The organism is Rhizobium sp. ZPR4 (assembly GCF_040215725.1).
In the GTDB taxonomy this organism is placed as follows: domain Bacteria; phylum Pseudomonadota; class Alphaproteobacteria; order Rhizobiales; family Rhizobiaceae; genus Rhizobium; species Rhizobium rhizogenes_D.
In genome coordinates, this window is sequence record NZ_CP157967.1 from 103,725 (window position 1) to 123,728 (window position 20,004).

Below are 20,004 nucleotides of genomic sequence, written 5' to 3' on the forward strand. Positions count from 1 at the left end.
GGACACGACAGACGCGCTCTTTGGGAGGCCGGAATGATATTGTGCTGTGGCGAAGCTTTGATCGACATGCTGCCGCGGGATACGACGCTGGGTGAAAAGGGCTTTGCGCCCTACGCCGGTGGCGCGATCTTCAACACCGCGATAGCGCTCGGGCGCCTCGGCATTCCCACAGGCTTCTTCACCGGCATTGCCGACGACATGATGGGCGAAATCCTGCGCGAGACGCTGTCGGCCTCCAAGGTCGATTTCAGCTACTGCGCCATCACGCCGCGTCCGAGCACGATTGCTTTCGTCAAGCTCGTCAACGGCCAGGCGACCTATGCCTTCTACGACGAAGGCACGGCTGGCCGCATGATCACCGAGGCCGATCTGCCGACCCTCGGCGACGATTGCGAGGCGCTGCATTTCGGCGCGATCAGCCTGATCCCCGATCCGTGCGGCGCGACCTACGAGGCGCTGATGAAGCGCGAGCATCAGAGCCGCGTCATCTCGCTCGACCCGAACATCCGCCCGGGCTTCATCAAGGACAAGGCCGCCCATATGGGCCGCATCAGCCGGATGGCAGCTATGTCCGACATTCTCAAATTCTCCGACGAGGATCTGGAATGGTTCGGCATCTCTGGCAATCACGATGAACTGGCCGCGCATTGGCTGAACCAGGGCGCAAAGCTCGTCGTCGTCACCAAGGGTGCGGAAGGCGCAACCGGCTATACCAAGTCATTGAAGGTCTCGGTTCCGAGCGAGCGTGTTACGGTCGTCGATACGGTCGGCGCCGGCGATACCTTCGATGCCGGCATTCTGGCGTCGTTGAAAATGAACAACCTTTTGACCAAGGCGCAGGTGGCTTCGCTGAGCGAAAAGGCACTGCAGGATGCGCTGGCGCTGGGCGCGAAGGCTGCGGCCGTCACCGTCTCGCGCGCTGGGGCAAATCCGCCCTGGGCGCATGAGATCGGGCTTTAGTCTTTCATTGATCTTGAGGACCTGGGAGGGCTGCACCCCCCTCTGTCACTGTCGTGACATCTCCCCCACATGGGGGGAGATTGGTCGCGCGCGGGCACGCTTTACCTCAAGGAAGCATCGAATCCGCTGAAATTGCCGTTTATTGTTTTACGAGGGACGAGCGGCAAACTCCCAGTGATCTCCCCCCATGTGGGGGAGATGTCAGCGAAGCTGACAGAGGGTGGTCCAGTCACCCCCACCCGCCGCTTTGCGGCGACCTCCCCCTTCAAGGGGGAGGTAAAGCGAGCACCTTATTCGGCCCGGCTTGCCAGCGCAGCTACCAGCCCCTGCGTCGAGGAATCGTGGCCGGCAGCGCTTTCCTTGCCTTCGATAACCGGAAGCAGACCCGTTGCCAGTTCCTTGCCGAGCTCGACGCCCCACTGGTCGAAGGAGTTGATGCGGAAGAGCACGCCTTCGACGAAGACGCGGTGTTCATAGAGCGCGATCAGGCGGCCGAGTGCGAACGGCGTCAGCTTGTCGTAGACGAAGGTGATCGACGGACGGTTGCCGGTGAAGACGCGGTGCGGCGCGATGAAATCGGCCTTTTTGTCGTCCATGCCCTTGGAGGTGAGCTGAGCCTTGGCCTCTTCGAAGGTGCGGCCCTTCATCAGCGCTTCCGACTGCGCCAGGCAATTGGCCATCAGCAGGTCGTGCTGATGACGCAGGTTCGGTTCGAAGCCGTTGGCGGCGATCATGAATTCGGCCGGGATGATGCTCGTGCCCTGGTGAATGAGCTGGTAGAAGGCGTGCTGGCCGTTGGTGCCGGGCTCGCCCCATACGACCGGGCCGGAATTGCCTTCGACCGGGGTGCCGTCGATGGTGACGCCCTTGCCGTTCGATTCCATGTCGAGCTGCTGCAGGTAGGCGGGGAAGCGCGACAGGCGCTGGTCATAGGGCAGGATCGCGCGCGTCGGATAGCCGAGTACGTTGCGGTGATAGAAGCCGATGAGGCCGAGCAGCATCGGCAGGTTTTCCTTGAAGGGCGCCTGGCGGAAATGGTTGTCCATCGCATGCGCGCCATCGAGGAACTTGCCGAAGTTTTCCGGGCCGATAGCGATCATCAGCGGCAGGCCGATCGCCGACCAGATCGAGTAGCGGCCGCCGACCCAATCCCAGAAGCCGAAGACGCGCTGGCTGTCGATGCCGAAGGCGGCAACCTTGTCGAGCGCCGTCGAAACGGCGGCGAAGTGATGCTGCACGGCAGCTTCGCCAAGCGCATCGGCGATGAACTTGCGCGCCGTCTGGGCGTTGGTCATCGTTTCGATGGTCGTGAAGGTCTTGGAAGCGACGATGAAGAGTGTCGTTTCCGGCTTCACGAGCTTCAGGATATCGGCGATATGGGCGCCGTCGATGTTGGAGATGAAGTGCGAGCGCGGGCCATCATGGAAGGGCGCCAGCGCCAGCGTTGCCATGACCGGGCCAAGATCCGAGCCGCCGATGCCGATGTTGATGACGTCGGTGATTGCGTTGCCCGTGGAGCCCTTCAGCGCGCCCGAACGGATGCCGTCGGCAAACTTGCCCATTGCGGCGAGAACCGCATTGACGTCAGGCATGACGTCCTTGCCATCGACCAGCACCGGCTTGTTCGAGCGGTTGCGCAGCGCTGTGTGCAGCACGGCGCGGTTTTCGGTGAAGTTGATCGCGACGCCCGAGAACATTTCCTCGCGCTTGGCCGCAACGCCGTCCTCGGCAGCGAGCTTCTCGAGGAGGGCGAGAATGTCGTCGTTGACAGCCGTCTTGGAATAATCCATCAGCAGGTCGTCGAAAGAGGCGCTGAAGCGGGAAAAGCGTTTGGGATCAGCGGCAAAGGCCGCACGAATATCGGTGGCCTTTGTTGCAGATGCAGTGCTCTTCAGTTGATCGACGAGGGCGTTCATGGAGGACTCCTTGCGGTTCGCGCCGCTTGCCGTCCGGAGACGGCAGGGCACTCTGAGTTGGTCGCGGAAACTATTCCCTATGTAGGGCGTAAATCAAGTTCACGTATCGTCCAAAACGAAAAAAGCCGCTCGCGAAAAAGCACGAGCGGCCTCCTGAATGACATGGAATTATGTCAGCCGCGCAACTCCTTGCGCAGGATCTTGCCGACATTCGATTTCGGCAGTTCGGTACGGAATTCGATGAAGCGCGGGCGCTTGTAATTGGTCAGGTTGGCTGCGCAATGCGCCTTGACGTCGGCCTCGGTCAAAGCCGGGTCCTTCTTGACGATGAAGAGCTTTACCGCCTCGCCGGAATGCGGATCGGGAACGCCGATCGCCGCCGCCTCCAGCACGCCCGGATGCATGACGGCGACTTCCTCGATCTCGTTCGGATAGACGTTGAAGCCCGAGACCAGGATCATGTCCTTCTTGCGGTCGACGATCTTGGTATAGCCGCGCTCGTCCATGAAACCCATGTCGCCGCTGCGGAAGAAGCCGTCCGCTGTCATCACGCGTGCGGTTTCTGCCGGCTGCTTCCAGTAGCCCGCCATCACCTGCGGTCCGCGAATGCAGATTTCGCCGACTTCGCCGAGCGGCAGGGAATTGCCGTTCTCGTCGCGAATATCGAAGTCGGTGCCCGTGATCGGCAGGCCGATCGTGCCTGAGAATTCCGAACTGTCGAAGCGGTTGGCGCTCGCGACCGGCGAAGTCTCGGAAAGGCCATAGCCTTCGGTGATCCACGCGCCAGTCATCTTCTGCCAGCGTTCCGCAACCGGCCGCTGCACAGCCATGCCGCCGGCAAGCGTCGCCGTGTTGGAAAGGTCGAGCTTGGTGAATTCGGGATTGTTCATCAGTGCATTGAACAGCGTGTTCAAGCCGGGGAACATGTCGAACTTGTATTTGCCGAGTTCCTTGATGAAGGCCGGTATATCGCGCGGATTGGCGATCAGCACATTATGGCCGCCGAGCGACATGCCCATCAGCGAATTCACCGTCAGCGCGAAGATGTGATAGAGCGGCAGCGCGCAGACGAAGGTCAGCTGCTCGGGGCGCGGCTTGTTGATATAGGCGGATTGCAGCCAGAGCAGCAATTGCAGCTGGTTTGCGAGCAGGTTGGCGTGGGTGAGAATCGCGCCCTTGGCAACGCCGGTCGTGCCGCCGGTATATTGCAGGAAGGCGATGTCGCTGCCTGTAAGCTCCGATAGCTTCAATGGCAGGCGCGAGCCTTCGGCAATCACGCCCTTGAAGCTGCGATGGCCCGGAATGGACCAGGCCGGTACGAGCTTCTTCACCTTGCGGACGATCAAATTGACGATGTGACCCTTGAGGCCGAGCATGTCGCCAAGCGCGGTGACGACGACATGGCGCACATCCGTATGCGCCAGAACCTGCTCCACCGTATGGGCGAAGTTTTCCAGGACGAAGATCGCCTTCGCGCCGCAATCGCGCAGCTGGTGCTCAAGCTCGCGCGGCGTATAGAGCGGGTTGACGTTGACGACGACGAGACCGGCGCGAAGGATGCCGTAGGCCGCGATCGGGTTCTGCAGCACGTTCGGCATCATGACGGCGACGCGATCGCCCTTCTGGAGGCCGAGGCTCTGCAGCCAGGCAGCGATCTTGCGCGTCTGCATGTCGAGGTCGCGATAGGTGATGGATTTGCCCATGCTGGTGAAGGCGGGTCTGTCGGCATAGCGCGCGCAGCTCTCCTCCAGCAGTTCGGCGAGCGAGGCATGCTCCAGCGTCGGCAGCTCCGCCGGTACGATATCCGGATAGGAAGCGAGCCATATTTTCTTGACCTGCGGTCTATCCGAAGGAGCGGAGACTGAATTCATGCGCACTTCCTCCTTTACGCACCATCACCACGCCCCGCCGTCTTGAGCGGCGGCCATGTAGAGTGTCATTGCGCGATCAAAAAGTCTCCCGCTTTTCACATCGCCACGATCTTTGCTCTCAACTAAATCATCGAGCGCAACCGAAGCTACAATAACCTTGACGTAAACGTCAATATTCGCCGTGCGCTCACGTTTTTTTACAGTTTTGAAAAAAGTACTGGAACTTTTATGACAACGGAGCGTTAATAGCTCCATGGGCCTAAACCCATCGGAGCATCGTGCTGCCTCAAAGAGCAGGTCGGACGCTCCATAGTTTATGTGACGCGTATCCAAAAGGAGGTGCGCATATGCATAAAGAGAGTGCCGATTTTTCGGGTCGTGACCTTTATGTCAAGGACATGTCGATGCTGGTCGCCTGCGACCGCGTCGAAGGGTCCAGGGTATTCGGTTCGGACGGCAAGCAGATTGGTCATATCGAGCGGCTGATGCTTGAAAAAAGTGATGGACGCATCGCTTTTGTCATTCTGAGCTTCGGCGGCTTTTTCGGCATCGGTCAGGATCATTACCGGCTGCCGTGGGAAAAGCTGCGTTACGATGCCCGTATCGCCGGCTATCGCGTCAGCATGACCAAGAACGACATCGAAAAAGCGCGTCGCTTCGCCAGCAAGGACGATCACGACCACAAGGACCATGGCCATAGGAGCCATGATTATTTTGGCGTGCCTCCCTACTGGATGTGAGCGAGCTGACGGAGCCGCCACGGTAAGCCCCGCCAGAGCGGGGCTGTGCCTTGTTTGGCCCTATTGAAACCGCCCATGTCTTTGCACGACCTCGATCTTGTAACCATCCGGGTCGGTGACGAAGAAGAGCAACGCAAAGAGCTTCCCATCACGATTGAGTTCGATGATCTTGCCGGGGTTGAGCCCCAGGTCGGTCATGCGCGTATGCTCGTCCCTCAGTTCCGTAACGGCGACCGCGAGGTGACCATAGGCATCCCCCTGCGCATAGGGCTCGATGCGGCCCTGATTGATGGTCAATTCCAGTTCGAACCCGGTCTCGGCATTGCTGAGATAGATCAGGGTGAAGGTCTCGAAGGCAATACGGTCGGCAATCTTCAGGCCGAAAGCCTTGTCGTAGAAGTCGATCGAGCGCGCCTCGTCGAGCACGCGGATCATCGAGTGAATCATCTTGGCCATCGGCGTCTCCATTGATTGTCTGGACATGTCATTGCAGCCAATGCCACCGGCAACCGGTGAAGGCAAGCATGCGGAAACTTGCCACATCTCCGGTCGAGCGCAGATCCGGGGTTTCCGGATTGCGATCGGTCTGCTTAACTCCCGGCGCTCAGGCATATGTCTCAAGGGGGGAAGCCATGTACTACGCCATTCTGGCCTATCATGAGGAAGACATCGTCGAATCCTGGAGCAAGGAGGAGGATGCCGCGCTCATGACGGAGCTTTTGGAGATCAATGACCGCATGGTCGCGCAAAAGTCGCTGGGGCCGGCTGCGCGCCTCGGATCGACCCAAAACGCCGTCACATTGCGGGGGAAGGGGGCGAGTATGGTCATCGACGGCCCGTTCGCCGAAACCAAGGAACAATTGCTCGGCTTCTACGTCGTCGATTTTCCGACGATCGAGGGAGCGGTCGAGGCCGCGCGCGAATTGCGCCGCGCCAATCCGACGGCCGTCTACGAGATCAGGCCGATCTCGCTTTACGTGTCCGGCGCATCCCTGCCGTCAGGCGAAGGCAGCTGACGAGAGGCTGTGATCGTCCCCAATCTCAATGGGATTGCAGGCCGATCTGACGGGTTACTGCATGCTCGATCATCTCCATGCCGTCATAGATCAGCACCGCCATCAGGCCGACGATGAGCCCGCCCTGCAGAATGAAGGCGGTGTTGTCGTTAATGAGACCGGCGATGATGACTTCGCCAAGCCCCTTGGCGGCAACGGTGGAGCCGATCGTCGCCGTGCCGATGTTGATGACGGTTGCGATCTTCAGCCCCTCGATGATGAGCGGCAGGGCGAGCGGCAGCTCGACGCGGAAGAGGCGCTGCCAGCCGTTCATGCCCATGCCGTCGGCGGCATCAAGCACGGAGGCAGGCACCTGCTGCAGGCCGGCGACCGTGTTCTCGAAGATCGGCAGCAGCGCATAAAGGAAAAGCGCGATGAATGTCGGGACGGCGCCAAAGCCGGTGGTCGAGATGGCAAGCGCCAGCACGGCAACCGGCGGGAAGGTCTGGCCGGCATTGGCGATGGCGCGAGACAGCGGCAGGAAATCGGCGCCGATCGGCCGCGTGACGAAGATGCCGCCGAGAACAGCGAGGATGCCGCTGGCCGCGATCGAGATGGCGATCAGCTCGAGATGGCTGAGCGCCAGGCTCGGCAGGCTATTCTGCGTATAGATCGGCGACGCCCCGAATTTGGTCAGTGGCGCCAGAACAGGCGTCAGCCATTCCGGGCGAAACAGCATGACAAGCAGCAGCGCCAGCGCCAGAAGGCGAAAGAGATTGGCGGCGAGAAATCTCATGCTTTGCGGCCCAGCTCGATCAGGTGCTGGATTGAGATCGAACCGACGGGCATCTTGCGCTCGTCTTCGACCGTTGCCTCGTCCGCGCCCTGCCAGATCAGTTCGGCCAAGGCATCGCGCAGATTGAGGGTCTGTGGCAAGCGATAGCCGAGACCGGGCCGCGGCGGCTGCATGCTTTCCTTTAGCGGCAGCAGCGACATCAGCTTCAAGGCGCGATCGGACGTACCGGTCAGCTGCTGGACGAAGGGATCGGCCGGCTCCGTCAGGATCTTCTCGGGCTCGGAACATTGCAGAAGTTTGCCTTCGCTCATCACGGCGATCTTGTCGCCGAGATGGAAAGCCTCATCCATATCGTGGGTGACGAGGATCACGGTCGTGCCGAACTGCTTCTGGATGGCGAGCAGATCGTCCTGCGCCTTGCCGCGGATGACCGGATCGAGCGCGCCGAAGGGCTCGTCCATCAAAAGCACTTCAGGTTCTGCAGCAAGGGCGCGCGCCACGCCGACGCGCTGCTGCTGGCCGCCGGAAAGCTGGCTCGGATATTTGCCGGCAAAGGTGCCGGGGTCGAGATGGAAGAGATTGAGCAGTTCTTCGACGCGGCCGTCGATGCGCGCCTTCTCCCAGCCGAGCAGCTCGGGCACGGTGGCGATATTCTGCGCGACGGTGCGATGCGGAAACAGCCCGTGCCCCTGGATGGCATAGCCGATGCGGCGGCGAAGCTCTGTTGCCGGCACGTTCATGACATCCTCGCCCCCGACCGAGATATGCCCTTCGGTGATCGGCACCAGCCGGTTGATCATGCGCATCAGCGTCGACTTGCCGGAGCCGGAGGTGCCGACGATGACGGTGATCGTACCCTTCTCCATGCTCATGCTGACATCGTCGACGACGGTTGCGCTGCCATAGCGCTTGGTGACGCCCTTGAGCTCGATCATGTTGGTCATGCGCGTTGTCCCCGGATGCTATCGATGACCGCATCGAGGATGACGGCCGATGAGAAGGCGAGAAGGACCGTCGGCACGGCGCCGAGCAGCACGAGGTCATTGGCCGTCTGGCCGATGCCCTGGAAGATGAAGAGGCCGAAGCCGCCGCCGCCGATCAGCGCCGCCACGGTGACGAGGCCGATCGCCTGCACCAGCACGATGCGGATGCCGGTGAGGATGACTGGAAAGGCGAGCGGCAGGTCGATGCCGGTCAGGATCTGCCGGCGCGTCAGCCCCATGCCGGCAGCAGAATCGCGCACGGAGGGATCGACGCCGGCAAGGCCGACGACGGTATTGGCGACGATTGGCAGCAGCGAATAGATGACCAGCGCCACCAGCGCCGGCGCCACGCCGATGCCCTTGATGCCGATTGCAGCGGCAAACGGCACGTTGGCGGCGATATAGCCAAGCGGCAGCATGAGGATGCCGAACAGCGCCAGGCTCGGAATGGTCTGCACCAGGCTCAGTGCCCGAAGCACCACGGCGCGGAGGCGCGGCTGCCAGTAGCAGAAGATGCCGAGCGGCAGTGCCAGCACGACGGCGATGGCGACGGAGCCGAGGGAGAGGAACACGTGGTTGAGCGCCTCATGCCAGAACTTGTCGGCATTGTTGGCGTATTCCTTCATGATGGACAGGTTGTCGAGCAGGCCGGAACGCAGGACGACGGCCAGCAGGGCGGCATAGATCGCCAGCGCCGCGACCCTGAGCCATGGCGTCAGCCGCAGCTTGACCAGTGCGTCCGAAATCATCAGGCCGACAACGGCCAGCAGCACCCAGAAACAGCCGCCGGGCGTAATGCGCGCCACGGTGCTGCCCGCCGGCGTCGCGGCGGTCGAGACGAGCCCGAGCGTAACGATGAGCATGGCGATCGCAAGTGTCGCGATGCCGAGGCGGATGACCTGATTTTGCAAAAGAAGTGCGGCAAGTGCGGCTGCAGCCAGGAGGACGAGCAGGCACAGCGCGGACGGCTGGGCAAGAAGCTGGATCAGCAGTTGCGGTTTGCCGGCGGCAATGCGGTTTGCCTTGACGATGATGAACGGCATCCAGGCTATTGCCAGTGCGCCACCCGCTACCAACACCACTCCGAGGCGGTCCACTCTGCGGACCGCTAGCGCATCTTCCATCAGGCAAGCTCCGTCAGCGCATGAGCCCAAGATTCAGGGCGGGTTCGGACAAGATCATGCCCATAAGAAGCTCCCCGCGGCCCCACTCTATCAAAATGGAGCCGCAAGAGCAGCGTCAAAGCCTCACTTCAGGAAACCATTGTCCTTGAGGTAGGATTCGGCGACAGCCTTAGCCGGCTCACCATCGACCTGAATGCGGCCGTTCAGCTTGCGCAGCACGTCGGCGGTCAGGCCCTTGAAGATCGGAGCCAGAACCTCTTCAATCTTCGGATTGGCCTTCAGCACGGCCTCGCGGATGATCGGTGTCGGCGCATAGACCGGCTGCACGCTCTTGTCGTCTTCGAGAACGGTCAGTTCGGCCGCTTCGATGGCGCCATCGGTGCCATAGACCATTGCGGTGTTGACACCGTTGGTCTGGTCGGCCGCAGCCTTGATCGTCGCTGCCGTATCGCCGCCCGAAAGCACGACTTCCTGATCCGGCTTCAGCTTGAAGCTATAGGTGGTCTCGAAGGCTGGCAGGGCTGCCGGAGAGTTGACGAATTCGGAAGAAGCCGCGATCTTGACGGCACCGCCGCCGGCAACCCACTTGCCGAAATCGGACATGGTCTTCAGCTTGGCCGGGCCTGCGACGTCGCTGCGCACGGCGATCGCCCAGGTGTTGTTGGCGGGTGAGGGCGTCAGCCAGACGATCTTGTTGGCGTCGTAATCCAGCTTCTTGGCCAGATCGTAGCCCTGCTGCAGGTTCTTCCAGGCGGCATCGTCGGCCTTGTTGAAGAAGAAGCCGGCATTGCCGGTATATTCGGCATAGATGTCGATTTCGCCCGCGGTGATCGCCTTGCGCACGACCGGCGTCGTGCCGAGTGCGATGCGATCCTGCGCCTTGATGCCGTTGGCATTGAGCGCGGCGAGGATGATGTTGCCGAGCAGCGTGCCCTCGGTGTCGATCTTCGAGGAGACGACGACGTCGGCGGCGTTGGCGCCACTGGCAAGGAGAGCCGTCAGCGTGGCGGCAAGTGCAAGCTTCTTGAGCATGATGTTTCCCTTTGTACCCCGTTAAACCTTTGTTCCGCCTGTCCGTGCCGCCTCACTAGGCTGCAGTTCGGACATGCAGGTTTCGAGCGGGCCGGCGGCCCACAGGCGAATTCGTGGCTGCTTCGGGCACGTAGCGCTCATCGTGGAAAAGTCGATGCGCTTCGGATTCCCGTTGCAGTCGCGCGATTATGACGAGCGTACTCGACATTCGCGCGAAATTGGATTTCTTTTTTCGGGGGCAAGTGCGTTTGTTTTTGTTCCCCTTACCCGTTTGACGCTGTTCCGATCTCATTTTGCGGTTGGATCAGTGAGGCGACAAAATGACGATAGCCGTCACTTTTCGGCTTAGGGATATCTTTTTTCGAGAACACATCATATCGTCGGGATATCGTTGATATTGTTGCGGTTGAGCCAGGATGTGCGCCGCAGCTGAGGGGGATCGGATTTGTATCTCGGCGCATTGTTCATAGCCGATATGGTGTTCTCCATCGGCTCGGTGAGGGAGAGTGCGCGAAGGCTGTCCTTTTCGGCCTCGACCGTCTCCAGCGCATTGCGCCGGCTGGAAACCGAGCTGGCCATGAAGCTCGTCGAGCGTGCCTCGGGCGAGCTTGCGACCCTTCTGGCGAGCTCGAAGGTTCAAAAGGGGCTACAGCCTATTCTCGCCGGCATGCGCCAGCTTTCGGCCCTGATGAAGGAGCCGCCCGCACCCGATGTCTACGAACAATGGGCCGCGCGCCTGCCTCTGAAGATCGCCACCATCGAACGCTTCCTCGAGGTCGCCGACCAGGGCAGCATCAATCGCGCTGCCCGACGCCTGCGTCTGGGTCAACCGCAGCTCTCCTTGCAGATCGCCAATCTGGAGGAATTGTTCGGCTGCCGCCTGTTCGCCCGGCAGGCGCAGGGTTCGGTGCTGACCGAGGCCGGCCAGGAGGTTCATTCCATCCTGTCAGCCATTGCGCAGGCCTGGGATGAGATGAAGGCGGCGGCGGATGAGCGCTTTCAGCGAACCGCGCGCGCGGTCCGCATCGGCTCGATCATCCCGACGGGCTCGGAAAGCTGGGTGGCTCGCTCGCTTGCGAGCCTCGTGTCGCGCTGGAACATCGGCGGCAACCGCAACATGCTGTCACTGCTGCTGATGACGGCCGACGATCTGCGCGAGGCGCTCCGATCCGGTCGCATCGACGTCGCCATCGTCGATTCCGTCTTCGGCCTCGACGCGTTCGAACATGTGGAGCTGGTTGCCACGGACATGGTGGCGATCGCGCCGCCCGATAGTACCGAGCAGACCTTCGCCGCGCTCGTGGAAAACCATCCGCTTTGCGTGCCAAGCCCGCGCACCGGCATCGGCAATGCGGCAACGGCCTTCGGCTATGACAGCCGCGATCGCCGCCGGTTTCGCGGCCGCGATATCACCTCGGCTGATTCCCTGCCTGTGATTGTCGATCTTGTCGCCAACCATGGCTATGTATCGTTTCTCGGCCGGGTGAGCGCCTTGCCGATTGCCGACAAGGTCCGCATCGTCGATCCCGATGAGATTTTGCCTCTGTCCTATCATCTCGCCCATAATGGCCGCAAAGCTTCTGTCGAAGCCAGCCGGCTGATCCAGCAGGCGGTTCGCGAACTGGTTGGAGAAATGGGGACGACGCGAAAACGCCTGACGTCCAGAGGGTAGCGGAACAAACGCGCCTTATTCGCGTTTAGGTGGGTTAGGTTAGTCCGGGCGTACGCAGCCGGGGGGCTCGTTCGGTACCCAAGGAGAGACCATACATGAAAATTCTTGCAACGGCGCTCGTCGCATTAGGCATTATTGTTCTACCTGCTACTTATGCTGAGGCGCGTGATCATCACCATCACCGCTGGCAACACCACCATCATCGTGAGTATCGCCCGCATCATCATGGCTGGCATCGCCATGAAGGATGGCGACATGGGCACGGCCATCATCGTTGGCACAGCAAGCCACATTTCTCGCATGCCTGACGGCTGCGGACAGGCATGAAAACGGCGCCGCGAGGCGCCGTTTTTTCGAGCTGCCGATCAGCTGCCTCCTCCTTCTTCCATCTTGGCGATATCGATTGAAGTCCACCGGCCGATGGGCACGCAATCGTGATCGGGCGGGCCTTTGCCGATGCGGCGAAAACGCCTGCTGTTCAAGGGATAGCGGAACTTTCGAAGGCGCTATTGCGTTTATTATTCGTCCGGAGGACGCAAGTAATCCGAGTAGCGTTTACGTCCGGCATTCAAGGAGGCTGGAAATGAAAATTCTGGCAACAGCGCTGGTTGCGCTAGGTATGATCGTGTTGCCGGCAACTTATGCCGAGGCGCGTCCGCATCACCATGGACACCACCACCGGGTGATCGTCCATCGGCATTATCATCACCACTACTACTACCGGCATCACTACTATCGCCCATATTACGGCTATTACGCGCCCTACTATGGCTATGACCAACCCTATTACAGCTATTATCAGCCCTACTATCCCCTGGGCGTATTTGGCGTTTTCGGCGGCTATGGCGGCTATCGCCATTACCACCACGGCTGGTACGGCGGGCGCGGATACTATCGCGGTGGATATCATGGCTGGCATGGCGGTGGCGGCCACTGGCGCTATTACAGCCGGCCGCACTTCTCGCACAACTGACGCGTTCGCCGGATGGAAAACGGCGCCCTGGGGCGCCGTTTCGTGAAGAAACTACAAGCTGCCCGGCAGCGATAAGTTCACGCCGGGTTCAGCACGTGAACGGCGCGATCAGCCATCAGATGCTTCACCTTCTCGCCGTAGGCGGCCATATGCGCTGAAGCGGCATGCGCCTTCAGCACCGCCAGGCTTTCCCACTTCTCAACCACGACGAAGGTGTCAGGCCCGAAGGCCGGATCGGCCCCTTCGACATCGACGACAGCGGTATATTCGATGCAGCCGTCTTCGGCATGAACGGCCGGAACATTCGCCTGAAAGGCTTCGAGCACCTCGGCGCGCTTGCCGGGCTGGGCGGTGAGAATGGCGAGTACGTGGATCATTGGGATGTCCTTGATACGACTATAGGGATTGAGAACGCTGGATGCCGCAGGCGGCGCGGCCGATTTCAATCACTATCACGGAACGCGGCCGCCCGAACGCGCACTTTGAATTTTATTGCAACAGCTCTGCTATCCAACCGTCGTGCCCTTTCGGCAGACCGTTCACATCCGGTTGATGTATTTCGGATCGAGCGATCCGCTCAGCAGATGGCCGACCGCGAGGAGATTGCCCTGAAGGCGGCCGCGCCGGTCGATGTAGGGCGGTGGGTTGACGGAGCCGACGACATTCGAGGCGATATTGCCACCCATCAGCTTCAGCGCCCATTTCAGCGATACCGAGCGCTTCTTGACGAGATAGAGTGGATTGGCGACCTGGGAGTACCCAAGGCGCAGGCCCGATGTGCGGCCGGCCTTGACGCCGAGATGGACGCCACGCAGGCGATTGAATTTGACGATCTTGCCGAAAGGGCGTAGCCGCCGGCACAGATCCACATCCTCCTGCCAGGCGTAGAGCGGCAGGTCTTCATCGAAGTAGATGCCATTTGCGAGCATCGGCCTCCGCCGGAAGATCATGTTGCAGCCATAGGCGTTATGCGTGTCCTCGATCGTTGGCGCCGGAAAGGGCGTGGCATCGGCTGCGAGCGCCGCATCCGCTTCGTCCGCCGTCATGCCTGGCCCGAGGATACCGTCACGGACGACTTCGCCGGTCGCCACGACGATCTCTTCATCCGCCTCGAACAGGGCTTCCGCTTCGGCGAGATAGTTCGTTGCCGGGAAGAAATCGTCATCGAAGAAGACGACCACATCTATGCCGACGGCTGCATCGATGATGGCATTGCGCTGCGGGCAGCTTCCCTGCGGTGAAGAGACGATCGTCACCGGAAAAGGCGCGGAGCGTAAGCCTTCCATATCGATGTCGTCGCCTTTGGCCGGGCACAGGAAGAGATGATCCGGCTTGCGTGCCTGTCCGGCAAGCCTGTCGATCATCGCGGCAAGAATTGCCTTGCGACCGCATGTCGCCACACCAACGGCAATTTTCATGATGCACCCCCCAGAATGGTATCTCGAGGCGCACGAAACCATCAAAAGCTGAATCTTTGGTTGTGCAAATCGCGCGCATTCAACGGATCGCGCGCAAAGGTGTTTCGCCGGCGGCGACCGGCCTGCTTCTGCCCATCAAGAGAGCGTTTCGGGCGGAGGGCGATTGTCGAACCCAGCCGATAGTCGCGACCGCCTCGAATGCCTGACGCAAGCCATAAATGCCAAGACTTGCAGCATCCACGGTTCAGAAACGGGTCGCCTAGGCGATCTGCCCTTCAGCCAATATCGAAGGTATCCGCTGCCAAATGCAAACGCGCGACTCGAGATTTCAGTACAAGAGCGGCATGCCGCATACGCAGCTCGGCCTGCATCACATGGAAAATGCGCGGCTGCTGCCCGATCGCGGCGAGCTTCTGCACCGCCTGCCGCATGGCGGCGTCTGTGCCGAGATCGGTGCGGCTTTCGGCGATTTCACCGCCGAGATCTTTGAAAAGAATGCGCCGCGAGAACTTTACCTGATCGACGCATGGGACACGCCCCGCTATCAGGAGGGCCTGGAGCAGATCAGGTCAAAATTCCGGGGCGCTCTGGATCAAGGCCGTCTGCGCATCGTCCAGGGTTACTCCACTGTCCGGCTTTCGGAGTTTCCCAACAGCTTTTTCGATTGGGTCTATGTCGACACCAATCACAGCTACGAGACGACCCTGGAGGAGCTGCAGATCAGTCACTTCAAGGTCAAGCAGGACGGCCGCATCGCCGGCCACGACTTCTGCACCGGCAATGTCGTCGATGCCATTCCATACGGCGTGGTCGAAGCCTGCACCAAGTTCTGCAAGGATTTCCATTGGCAGTTCGAATACATGACCCTGGAATCCCATGGGCATTTTTCGTTCTCGCTGAAGCGGCTCTGAGCACTACGGCTTACGGTCGGTAGCTGCGCGTGCGCTGAAACCTCTACTTCGCACCTCTGCGGGGAGGCAAGCCGGCCGCATCCGTCTTGTCACGACAGCAAGGGAACGCCCGCTTCGACCGCCGCGGCAATGAAGGCGACGCGGGCCTCCTCGGGCGCCCGCTCGCCGCGTTGGACGTCGATGCAGATGAGCAATGCCGACAAAAAGCAATCGCCTTCCTCCGACGGCCAGTCATCGAGGAGCGTCTTCCAGACTTCATCGGCCGTACCTACGGATTTCGTTTCACCGGAATGGCTGCGAACGATGTGAATTGGAGAGAAGCGCGGCATGGTGTTCATGGTCGAAGACTCCGCCAAAGCATAGGTCATTCTGGGCCTTTTGCCATGGAGGGCGCATTTAACTTTCTTAACCCGGCGGCATGCTTTCGGGCATATGCGATCGATCTTCGCCCGCAAGCGTGAAATACCCACGCAATCGCACCTGAGCGCCGGGCCTAATCGATCATGCCAAGATCAATGTTCCGTGCCGCGAGCCTGCTCGACAGCACTGGCGATTTTACCCGCTCCGAGCGCAAATGAAGGATATTCAGGGAGTGTACAGGAAAAATGGTGCCGCTTACGTGACTCGAACACGTGACCCCATCATTACGAATCCTAGACTCTGAGTTGAGCACGCTTGATTCCGTGTCCCCTCATCATGCGTCTGATCATGCCCTATTTGGGCCTTCAATAGCGTCTGTTTTTCATTTCGCTGGCTCAGACCTATCATCAGGCAATAAATGGCGGCTTGGGCCTATGGTTCATGCCCTTGAGACTATGAAAATAGACAGAAATCAATCTGTTAGCTAATGGCGGCTTCGGAAACTTCCTCCGATATGGTTCACATATAGCGCCATGCACCATGAACTCTCCAAATTCCCAGTTTTCTTTCCTCAATTTCTGCTTAAATTATTGATTTCATATAACAAATCCCATGATGAGGATTCACTTCTATCCCCAAATATGCTACCAAAGAGAGTCCACTTGGAGTCCTGTAGGTGGATGCCGCTCAGGCTATTCATTGGGGTATTCCATGGCTACACTTCGCCTCACTTCTAAGTCGCTTATCCAACCCGTCAAAGTCGCTATCGCTGATCAAAGATCATTACATATTTGGGACACGGAACTGTCCGGCTTCGGCTGCTATATCTCCCCGAAAGGCAAGATTAGTTGGCTTGTTCAACGATGGACAGGTGGCAGGGAGAGCGGCAAGGCTACTCGGCAGGTCATCGGTAAGGGTGATCTGATTGATCTACAAGAAGCCCGTAAGATTGCGAGGCGTGTCCTCTTGGATATCGACAGCGGGATTGATGTCATAGAGAGGAAGCGTGAAGCTCGTAAGCCCAAGGTTCAGCAAGCTACGATTATCGTCTCTGAGGCTATCGAAAAATTCTCTGATCTTTCTGCCCCATGGAATTCAGGCAGGACGGAAACATACCTGTTAGAGCGACAGCGGAGATTATCGGTAGGGCTGGCTGAACATTTGTCGGTTCCCCTGTCTGGAATTCAAAAGGCTAATATCAGGGTGGCGCTCGATAAGAAGGAAACTCAGAGTACCAGACAAGCTTTGTATGCCGCTCTGTCGCCATTCCTGTCATGGTGCCTCGAAAACGATCTGATCGAAACAAATCCTTTGGCCTCGATATCGGCTGTTCCGCCTGTAGCATCTCGTGAGCGAGTCCTTACGAAACCAGAAATCAAAGCCCTATGGTCGGCTTCTTATCGTATGCCTGATCGTTGGGGTTCATTCTATCGGCTTCTCCTTTTGACCGTACAGCGTCGTGAAGAGGTGTCCGGGATGCACTCGTCTGAGATTGATTTCGATAAGGTAGAGTGGACAATCCCGAAGGAGCGAACAAAGAACGGCAAAGCCCATATAGTTCACCTATCATCAATGGTGTCGGCTGAGCTGGCTCAAGCTCAAGGGTATATATTCCCTGCTTCCAAGGTCAGATTAAGGGGCGAAAAGACAGAGGCTCATATCTCTGGGTATTCGAAAATGAAGTCCAAGTTAGACGGATACATGAAGGCAGAGCTTGCCAAAGACGGGCACGAATTCAAACCGTGGCGTGTTCATGATCTTCGAAGGACTGCGGCATCTGGACTGGCTGAAATGGGTGTCCTTCCCGAAGTGATCGAACGGATACTAAACCATACGTCGGGTGCGGCGGGTGGATTGAAAGCGGTCTACCAGCGATATGAATACATGAAGGAACGGAAAGAGGCGCTTGAGGCTTGGGGAGGATGTGTCGCTGAGTTGGTCGGGGCGAAGATGAAAGCAGTCGCGCAAGCCTCTTGATTTCTGCCTGAATATGATGCTCAATCGTGCCTATGAGGCTGCTCTCAGAGAAACGGCCGTCATTGTACTACTTTGGCAAGTAGCAGATTGTTGCCCCCGCGTGAGCGCATAAGTGCGGATCGAAAGGCTAAGTGAAGCGGATAAGGCAAGCTGCTACGAGATAGGTGCCTAGGGCAATCGCCCAGAAGAGACCTATTGATGTGGCTACTGTCCCGGAGAGGGTGTCTTGCTTTAAGCGACCCTTATTCAGTTTACGGGACTACTGAATCTCCCTTCTTTTTTGACGTGTTAAGTTTGCCCTCAAGGGGACATGCTTTCCTTGACTCATGGAGGCTTGCTGGCGAGCTTAGGTTGTCTCACGCTACATTCTACCCGCAAGAAGAGGAACGCTCTCTGTGGCCTTCTGTGTGGCAAAGGGAGTTATGTGCTTAGATATGCAATGAAGTGGAAGTAAACTCTAGAATATCAGGCTCAATTTGAGCGGATGACCTATCATATATAAATATAATTCGAAATAATTTGTTTAAATTTAATTTTTTGCTTGACTTTTTCGAAAAAATAATGAATGTATAAGTGTAGGATTGAGTGATTTGCAGGATTTATTTAAACAATACGCTCGAATTTCAATTTTATATCTTGACAAATCAAGAAAATTATTGGATGTTTAACTGTAAGGATAGAGCGATTTTTGCTCGTCCTTAAATTGGCTAACGTCTTCGTTGGTCTAATTCGACTGCTGGCTGGACGGAGCGAAGCTCCTCTAAGGTTCTTCGAACCGATTACGCCAGAGGACACAGGCCCCTAGAAGCCCACGGTCCATTCCTCCAACTACACTGATATTGATGCTGTCCCTTTGGAAGCGGAACGGAGTCCCCTTGAAGGCTTCGCCCAAACCGAGGGCAATTTTCCATTTGAAAGGAACACACATACAAACATGAAAACGAGAACCAGTTACGTCGTTTATGGGGGGACGCCAAATCCTCCTAGCAAAGAACTAATAACCATTGACGGCTCATTTCCCAACGCAGGGGGGCTGACGGATTATTTCCCTGAAAAAGAGGAAGATAAGAATAACATCCGTGAAATCGCAGATTGGTTAAAGGTCATCGTCAAAGAAAAGAAGTCTGGTGACCTAATCGACTGCATCATCTTCAAGCCGGAAAACAACAGCGGGACAAAGTTCTTCCTGATTGGCTTTTCAAAGTCTCGACCTGAGGGTGCGCGTGGGCCAATAGGCAAGTTCGATACACCTGAACAATGCTCCGGGAAATTTACAAGCTTCCAAGATGCCCAGCAAGCACTCAGGTTCTGGGTAGATAACCCCGTATCTGGTGTCGAATACGTCGATAATGAGCGGAAGTATCGCAAGTGGACGCGTTAGTGATGACGTGCTTTGGCAGCGCAGAAGACAAATACAATTATAATATACATAATACACTAATTAATTAAAGGACTTTCATAATGGCAAAAGTAAATTGGACTAACATAGACCCTTCAATGCAGAAACCCTTCGCGGAATCAAAGGAAGAAGAGAAAAACTACGTAAAATTCGAGATAGATAATCTTGCTCAGCAGATCAATGACAGCAAACTGTCTGACGATGCTATGCAGATATTGATTAGTCGTTTGAAGGTTCGGGGTTCGGCCCCAACACAGGCGAATGCCCATCCTGACGACTATCGACGGAAGCTACCGGCTGATGTCCGAGATATTCTCGAAAAGGAAGACCGCCTCGGCGCGGATTCGAAAAGGGAAATCGAAGATTTTTTGAATAGCATGTACGGTATTGGTTTGCCGTCGAAGAACATCTTCGGGGACTGAGAAGACGCCATGAAAGCTAGGCCCATTACGATTGGCCCTGATGGAAGTGTCCGTGTTCCTCTTGCTCGAAACGGAGAGGCCGAAGCAACGATTGATTTCGAGGATTATCAAACCCTCATTTCGCTCGGGGTTTCTCCGAATTGGCAACAGACTGGCCGGTCAGTATCGGCAAGGACACCTAAGGGTAACATGCTTGTCGGACGTATCCTGATGGATGCCAAGGCAGGGCAGAGAATGCAATACAAAGATGGCAATCCGCTGAACCTCCGACGAGATAATCTCTCGGTACGGGAAGGTGGCTTTTCTGTCGTGAATAACCTTGAGCAACTGACAGCGGCCTGAGGCGAAGTTCCTCTGAGAGCTTCGCTCGAACAGCTACGACAAGCGTAGCTTGGAAGTACCTTCTATTTGACTCGTAGAGGCTCATGGAGAGCGTTCCGTATATTTTGGCTGTC

The 20,004-nt window shown here is 58.0% G+C and carries 23 protein-coding genes; 11 read left to right on the forward strand and 12 right to left on the reverse strand.

The features are described from left to right. The first annotated feature begins 33 nt into the window (after positions 1–33). Entirely contained in the window at positions 34–960 is a 927-nt protein-coding gene (locus ABOK31_RS00530; RefSeq protein ID WP_174175499.1) for a carbohydrate kinase, read from the forward strand. Positions 961–1,250: 290 nt separating this feature from the next. Here ABOK31_RS00530 and pgi read toward each other — a convergent pair whose 3' ends face one another. The 3 genes from pgi to ABOK31_RS00545 form a co-directional block, all read right to left on the reverse strand. After that, complete coding sequence (pgi, locus tag ABOK31_RS00535; protein WP_349957373.1) at positions 1,251–2,876, reverse strand: glucose-6-phosphate isomerase; 1,626 nt, start codon at positions 2,874–2,876, stop codon at positions 1,251–1,253. A gap of 173 nt (positions 2,877–3,049) precedes the next feature. Continuing rightward, positions 3,050–4,747, reverse strand: coding sequence for a long-chain fatty acid--CoA ligase (locus tag ABOK31_RS00540; protein ID WP_174175496.1), 1,698 nt, complete (start codon positions 4,745–4,747; stop codon positions 3,050–3,052). Between the two features lie 24 nt (positions 4,748–4,771). Further along, complete coding sequence (locus tag ABOK31_RS00545) at positions 4,772–5,002, reverse strand: hypothetical protein (protein WP_174175494.1); 231 nt, start codon at positions 5,000–5,002, stop codon at positions 4,772–4,774. Positions 5,003–5,094: 92 nt separating this feature from the next. Between ABOK31_RS00545 and ABOK31_RS00550 the strand changes: the two genes are divergently transcribed. Continuing rightward, positions 5,095–5,487, forward strand: a complete 393-nt coding sequence (locus ABOK31_RS00550; RefSeq protein WP_174175492.1) for a PRC-barrel domain-containing protein — start codon at positions 5,095–5,097, stop codon at positions 5,485–5,487. A 60-nt stretch (positions 5,488–5,547) separates the two neighbouring features. Here the strand turns inward: ABOK31_RS00550 and ABOK31_RS00555 are convergent, their stop codons facing one another. Next, on the reverse strand, positions 5,548–5,943 hold the full coding sequence (locus tag ABOK31_RS00555) for a VOC family protein (protein ID WP_174175490.1): 396 nt from the start codon (positions 5,941–5,943) through the stop codon (positions 5,548–5,550). A gap of 176 nt (positions 5,944–6,119) precedes the next feature. Between ABOK31_RS00555 and ABOK31_RS00560 the strand changes: the two genes are divergently transcribed. Further along, positions 6,120–6,503: a YciI family protein gene (locus tag ABOK31_RS00560; protein ID WP_349957376.1), complete on the forward strand. Its 384-nt coding sequence runs from the start codon at positions 6,120–6,122 to the stop codon at positions 6,501–6,503. 25 nt (positions 6,504–6,528) lie between these two features. Here the strand turns inward: ABOK31_RS00560 and ABOK31_RS00565 are convergent, their stop codons facing one another. The 5 genes from ABOK31_RS00565 to ABOK31_RS00585 form a co-directional block, all read right to left on the reverse strand. Further along, positions 6,529–7,278 carry an ABC transporter permease gene (locus tag ABOK31_RS00565; protein ID WP_349957378.1) on the reverse strand — a complete coding sequence of 250 codons (750 nt, stop codon included), beginning with the start codon at positions 7,276–7,278 and terminating at the stop codon, positions 6,529–6,531. Continuing rightward, positions 7,275–8,213 carry an ATP-binding cassette domain-containing protein gene (locus ABOK31_RS00570; protein ID WP_234910441.1) on the reverse strand — a complete coding sequence of 313 codons (939 nt, stop codon included), beginning with the start codon at positions 8,211–8,213 and terminating at the stop codon, positions 7,275–7,277. The genes ABOK31_RS00565 and ABOK31_RS00570 overlap by 4 nt, the downstream gene beginning before the upstream one ends. Before the next feature lie 5 nt (positions 8,214–8,218). Further along, positions 8,219–9,385, reverse strand: a complete 1,167-nt coding sequence (locus tag ABOK31_RS00575; RefSeq protein ID WP_349957380.1) for an ABC transporter permease — start codon at positions 9,383–9,385, stop codon at positions 8,219–8,221. Between the two features lie 123 nt (positions 9,386–9,508). Continuing rightward, on the reverse strand, positions 9,509–10,417 hold the full coding sequence (locus ABOK31_RS00580; protein WP_174175481.1) for an ABC transporter substrate-binding protein: 909 nt from the start codon (positions 10,415–10,417) through the stop codon (positions 9,509–9,511). A 372-nt stretch (positions 10,418–10,789) separates the two neighbouring features. Then, on the reverse strand, positions 10,790–10,996 hold the full coding sequence (locus tag ABOK31_RS00585; protein ID WP_234910428.1) for a hypothetical protein: 207 nt from the start codon (positions 10,994–10,996) through the stop codon (positions 10,790–10,792). Here ABOK31_RS00585 and ABOK31_RS00590 point away from each other — a divergent pair. The 3 genes from ABOK31_RS00590 (at position 10,914) to ABOK31_RS00600 (ending at position 13,062) form a co-directional block, all read left to right on the forward strand. Beyond that, positions 10,914–12,089 (forward strand): LysR family transcriptional regulator, encoded by a 1,176-nt coding sequence (locus tag ABOK31_RS00590; protein WP_349959045.1) that lies wholly within the window; start codon positions 10,914–10,916, stop codon positions 12,087–12,089. The two genes, ABOK31_RS00585 and ABOK31_RS00590, sit on opposite strands and share 83 nt — an antisense overlap. A 165-nt stretch (positions 12,090–12,254) precedes the next feature. After that, a complete protein-coding gene (locus tag ABOK31_RS00595) occupies positions 12,255–12,416 on the forward strand; it encodes a hypothetical protein (RefSeq protein ID WP_174175477.1) in 162 nt (53 codons plus the stop codon). A gap of 256 nt (positions 12,417–12,672) precedes the next feature. Further along, positions 12,673–13,062: a hypothetical protein gene (locus ABOK31_RS00600; protein ID WP_349957382.1), complete on the forward strand. Its 390-nt coding sequence runs from the start codon at positions 12,673–12,675 to the stop codon at positions 13,060–13,062. Between the two features lie 77 nt (positions 13,063–13,139). On the opposite strand, the gene ABOK31_RS00605 is transcribed toward ABOK31_RS00600, so the two are convergent. Beyond that, the gene (locus ABOK31_RS00605) at positions 13,140–13,439 is read right to left on the reverse strand and encodes an antibiotic biosynthesis monooxygenase (RefSeq protein ID WP_349957383.1); all 300 of its coding nucleotides are present in this window, start codon (positions 13,437–13,439) and stop codon (positions 13,140–13,142) included. A gap of 162 nt (positions 13,440–13,601) precedes the next feature. Continuing rightward, the gene (locus ABOK31_RS00610; RefSeq protein WP_174175471.1) at positions 13,602–14,480 is read right to left on the reverse strand and encodes a glucosyll transferase family 2; all 879 of its coding nucleotides are present in this window, start codon (positions 14,478–14,480) and stop codon (positions 13,602–13,604) included. A gap of 305 nt (positions 14,481–14,785) precedes the next feature. Here ABOK31_RS00610 and ABOK31_RS00615 point away from each other — a divergent pair, with 305 nt between their 5' ends. After that, positions 14,786–15,391: a class I SAM-dependent methyltransferase gene (locus ABOK31_RS00615; RefSeq protein WP_069611385.1), complete on the forward strand. Its 606-nt coding sequence runs from the start codon at positions 14,786–14,788 to the stop codon at positions 15,389–15,391. 89 nt (positions 15,392–15,480) lie between these two features. Here ABOK31_RS00615 and ABOK31_RS00620 read toward each other — a convergent pair whose 3' ends face one another. Next, the gene (locus tag ABOK31_RS00620) at positions 15,481–15,729 is read right to left on the reverse strand and encodes a DUF982 domain-containing protein (RefSeq protein ID WP_349957385.1); all 249 of its coding nucleotides are present in this window, start codon (positions 15,727–15,729) and stop codon (positions 15,481–15,483) included. A gap of 733 nt (positions 15,730–16,462) precedes the next feature. Here ABOK31_RS00620 and ABOK31_RS00625 point away from each other — a divergent pair. The 4 genes from ABOK31_RS00625 to ABOK31_RS00640 all read left to right on the forward strand — a co-directional run bounded on the left by ABOK31_RS00625 (position 16,463) and on the right by ABOK31_RS00640 (position 19,891). Beyond that, positions 16,463–17,728: a site-specific integrase gene (locus ABOK31_RS00625; RefSeq protein WP_349957386.1), complete on the forward strand. Its 1,266-nt coding sequence runs from the start codon at positions 16,463–16,465 to the stop codon at positions 17,726–17,728. A 934-nt stretch (positions 17,729–18,662) separates the two neighbouring features. Then, positions 18,663–19,109, forward strand: a complete 447-nt coding sequence (locus tag ABOK31_RS00630; protein ID WP_349957388.1) for a hypothetical protein — start codon at positions 18,663–18,665, stop codon at positions 19,107–19,109. An 80-nt stretch (positions 19,110–19,189) separates the two neighbouring features. Beyond that, positions 19,190–19,549, forward strand: a complete 360-nt coding sequence (locus ABOK31_RS00635) for a hypothetical protein (protein WP_349957390.1) — start codon at positions 19,190–19,192, stop codon at positions 19,547–19,549. Between the two features lie 9 nt (positions 19,550–19,558). Further along, on the forward strand, positions 19,559–19,891 hold the full coding sequence (locus ABOK31_RS00640) for a hypothetical protein (RefSeq protein WP_349957391.1): 333 nt from the start codon (positions 19,559–19,561) through the stop codon (positions 19,889–19,891). The last annotated feature ends 113 nt before the right edge of the window (positions 19,892–20,004 follow it).

Bases quoted from the DNA above. Each gene is read 5' to 3' on its own strand.
- ABOK31_RS00620 (WP_349957385.1), bottom strand. From the start codon at position 15,729: ATGAACACCATGCCGCGCTTCTCTCCAATTCACATCGTTCGCAGCCAT.
- ABOK31_RS00610 (WP_174175471.1), bottom strand. From the start codon at position 14,480: ATGAAAATTGCCGTTGGTGTGGCGACATGCGGTCGCAAGGCAATTCTT.
- ABOK31_RS00560 (WP_349957376.1), top strand. From the start codon at position 6,120: ATGTACTACGCCATTCTGGCCTATCATGAGGAAGACATCGTCGAATCC.
- ABOK31_RS00585 (WP_234910428.1), bottom strand. From the start codon at position 10,996: ATGGCCAGCTCGGTTTCCAGCCGGCGCAATGCGCTGGAGACGGTCGAG.
- ABOK31_RS00640 (WP_349957391.1), top strand. From the start codon at position 19,559: ATGAAAGCTAGGCCCATTACGATTGGCCCTGATGGAAGTGTCCGTGTT.
- ABOK31_RS00575 (WP_349957380.1), bottom strand. From the start codon at position 9,385: ATGGAAGATGCGCTAGCGGTCCGCAGAGTGGACCGCCTCGGAGTGGTG.
- ABOK31_RS00615 (WP_069611385.1), top strand. From the start codon at position 14,786: ATGCAAACGCGCGACTCGAGATTTCAGTACAAGAGCGGCATGCCGCAT.
- ABOK31_RS00625 (WP_349957386.1), top strand. From the start codon at position 16,463: ATGGCTACACTTCGCCTCACTTCTAAGTCGCTTATCCAACCCGTCAAA.
- ABOK31_RS00635 (WP_349957390.1), top strand. From the start codon at position 19,190: ATGGCAAAAGTAAATTGGACTAACATAGACCCTTCAATGCAGAAACCC.
- ABOK31_RS00570 (WP_234910441.1), bottom strand. From the start codon at position 8,213: ATGATCGAGCTCAAGGGCGTCACCAAGCGCTATGGCAGCGCAACCGTC.
- ABOK31_RS00605 (WP_349957383.1), bottom strand. From the start codon at position 13,439: ATGATCCACGTACTCGCCATTCTCACCGCCCAGCCCGGCAAGCGCGCC.
- ABOK31_RS00630 (WP_349957388.1), top strand. From the start codon at position 18,663: ATGAAAACGAGAACCAGTTACGTCGTTTATGGGGGGACGCCAAATCCT.
- ABOK31_RS00600 (WP_349957382.1), top strand. From the start codon at position 12,673: ATGAAAATTCTGGCAACAGCGCTGGTTGCGCTAGGTATGATCGTGTTG.
- pgi (WP_349957373.1), bottom strand. From the start codon at position 2,876: ATGAACGCCCTCGTCGATCAACTGAAGAGCACTGCATCTGCAACAAAG.
- ABOK31_RS00580 (WP_174175481.1), bottom strand. From the start codon at position 10,417: ATGCTCAAGAAGCTTGCACTTGCCGCCACGCTGACGGCTCTCCTTGCC.
- ABOK31_RS00550 (WP_174175492.1), top strand. From the start codon at position 5,095: ATGCATAAAGAGAGTGCCGATTTTTCGGGTCGTGACCTTTATGTCAAG.
- ABOK31_RS00555 (WP_174175490.1), bottom strand. From the start codon at position 5,943: ATGGCCAAGATGATTCACTCGATGATCCGCGTGCTCGACGAGGCGCGC.
- ABOK31_RS00530 (WP_174175499.1), top strand. From the start codon at position 34: ATGATATTGTGCTGTGGCGAAGCTTTGATCGACATGCTGCCGCGGGAT.
- ABOK31_RS00545 (WP_174175494.1), bottom strand. From the start codon at position 5,002: ATGGAGCTATTAACGCTCCGTTGTCATAAAAGTTCCAGTACTTTTTTC.
- ABOK31_RS00540 (WP_174175496.1), bottom strand. From the start codon at position 4,747: ATGAATTCAGTCTCCGCTCCTTCGGATAGACCGCAGGTCAAGAAAATA.
- ABOK31_RS00565 (WP_349957378.1), bottom strand. From the start codon at position 7,278: ATGAGATTTCTCGCCGCCAATCTCTTTCGCCTTCTGGCGCTGGCGCTG.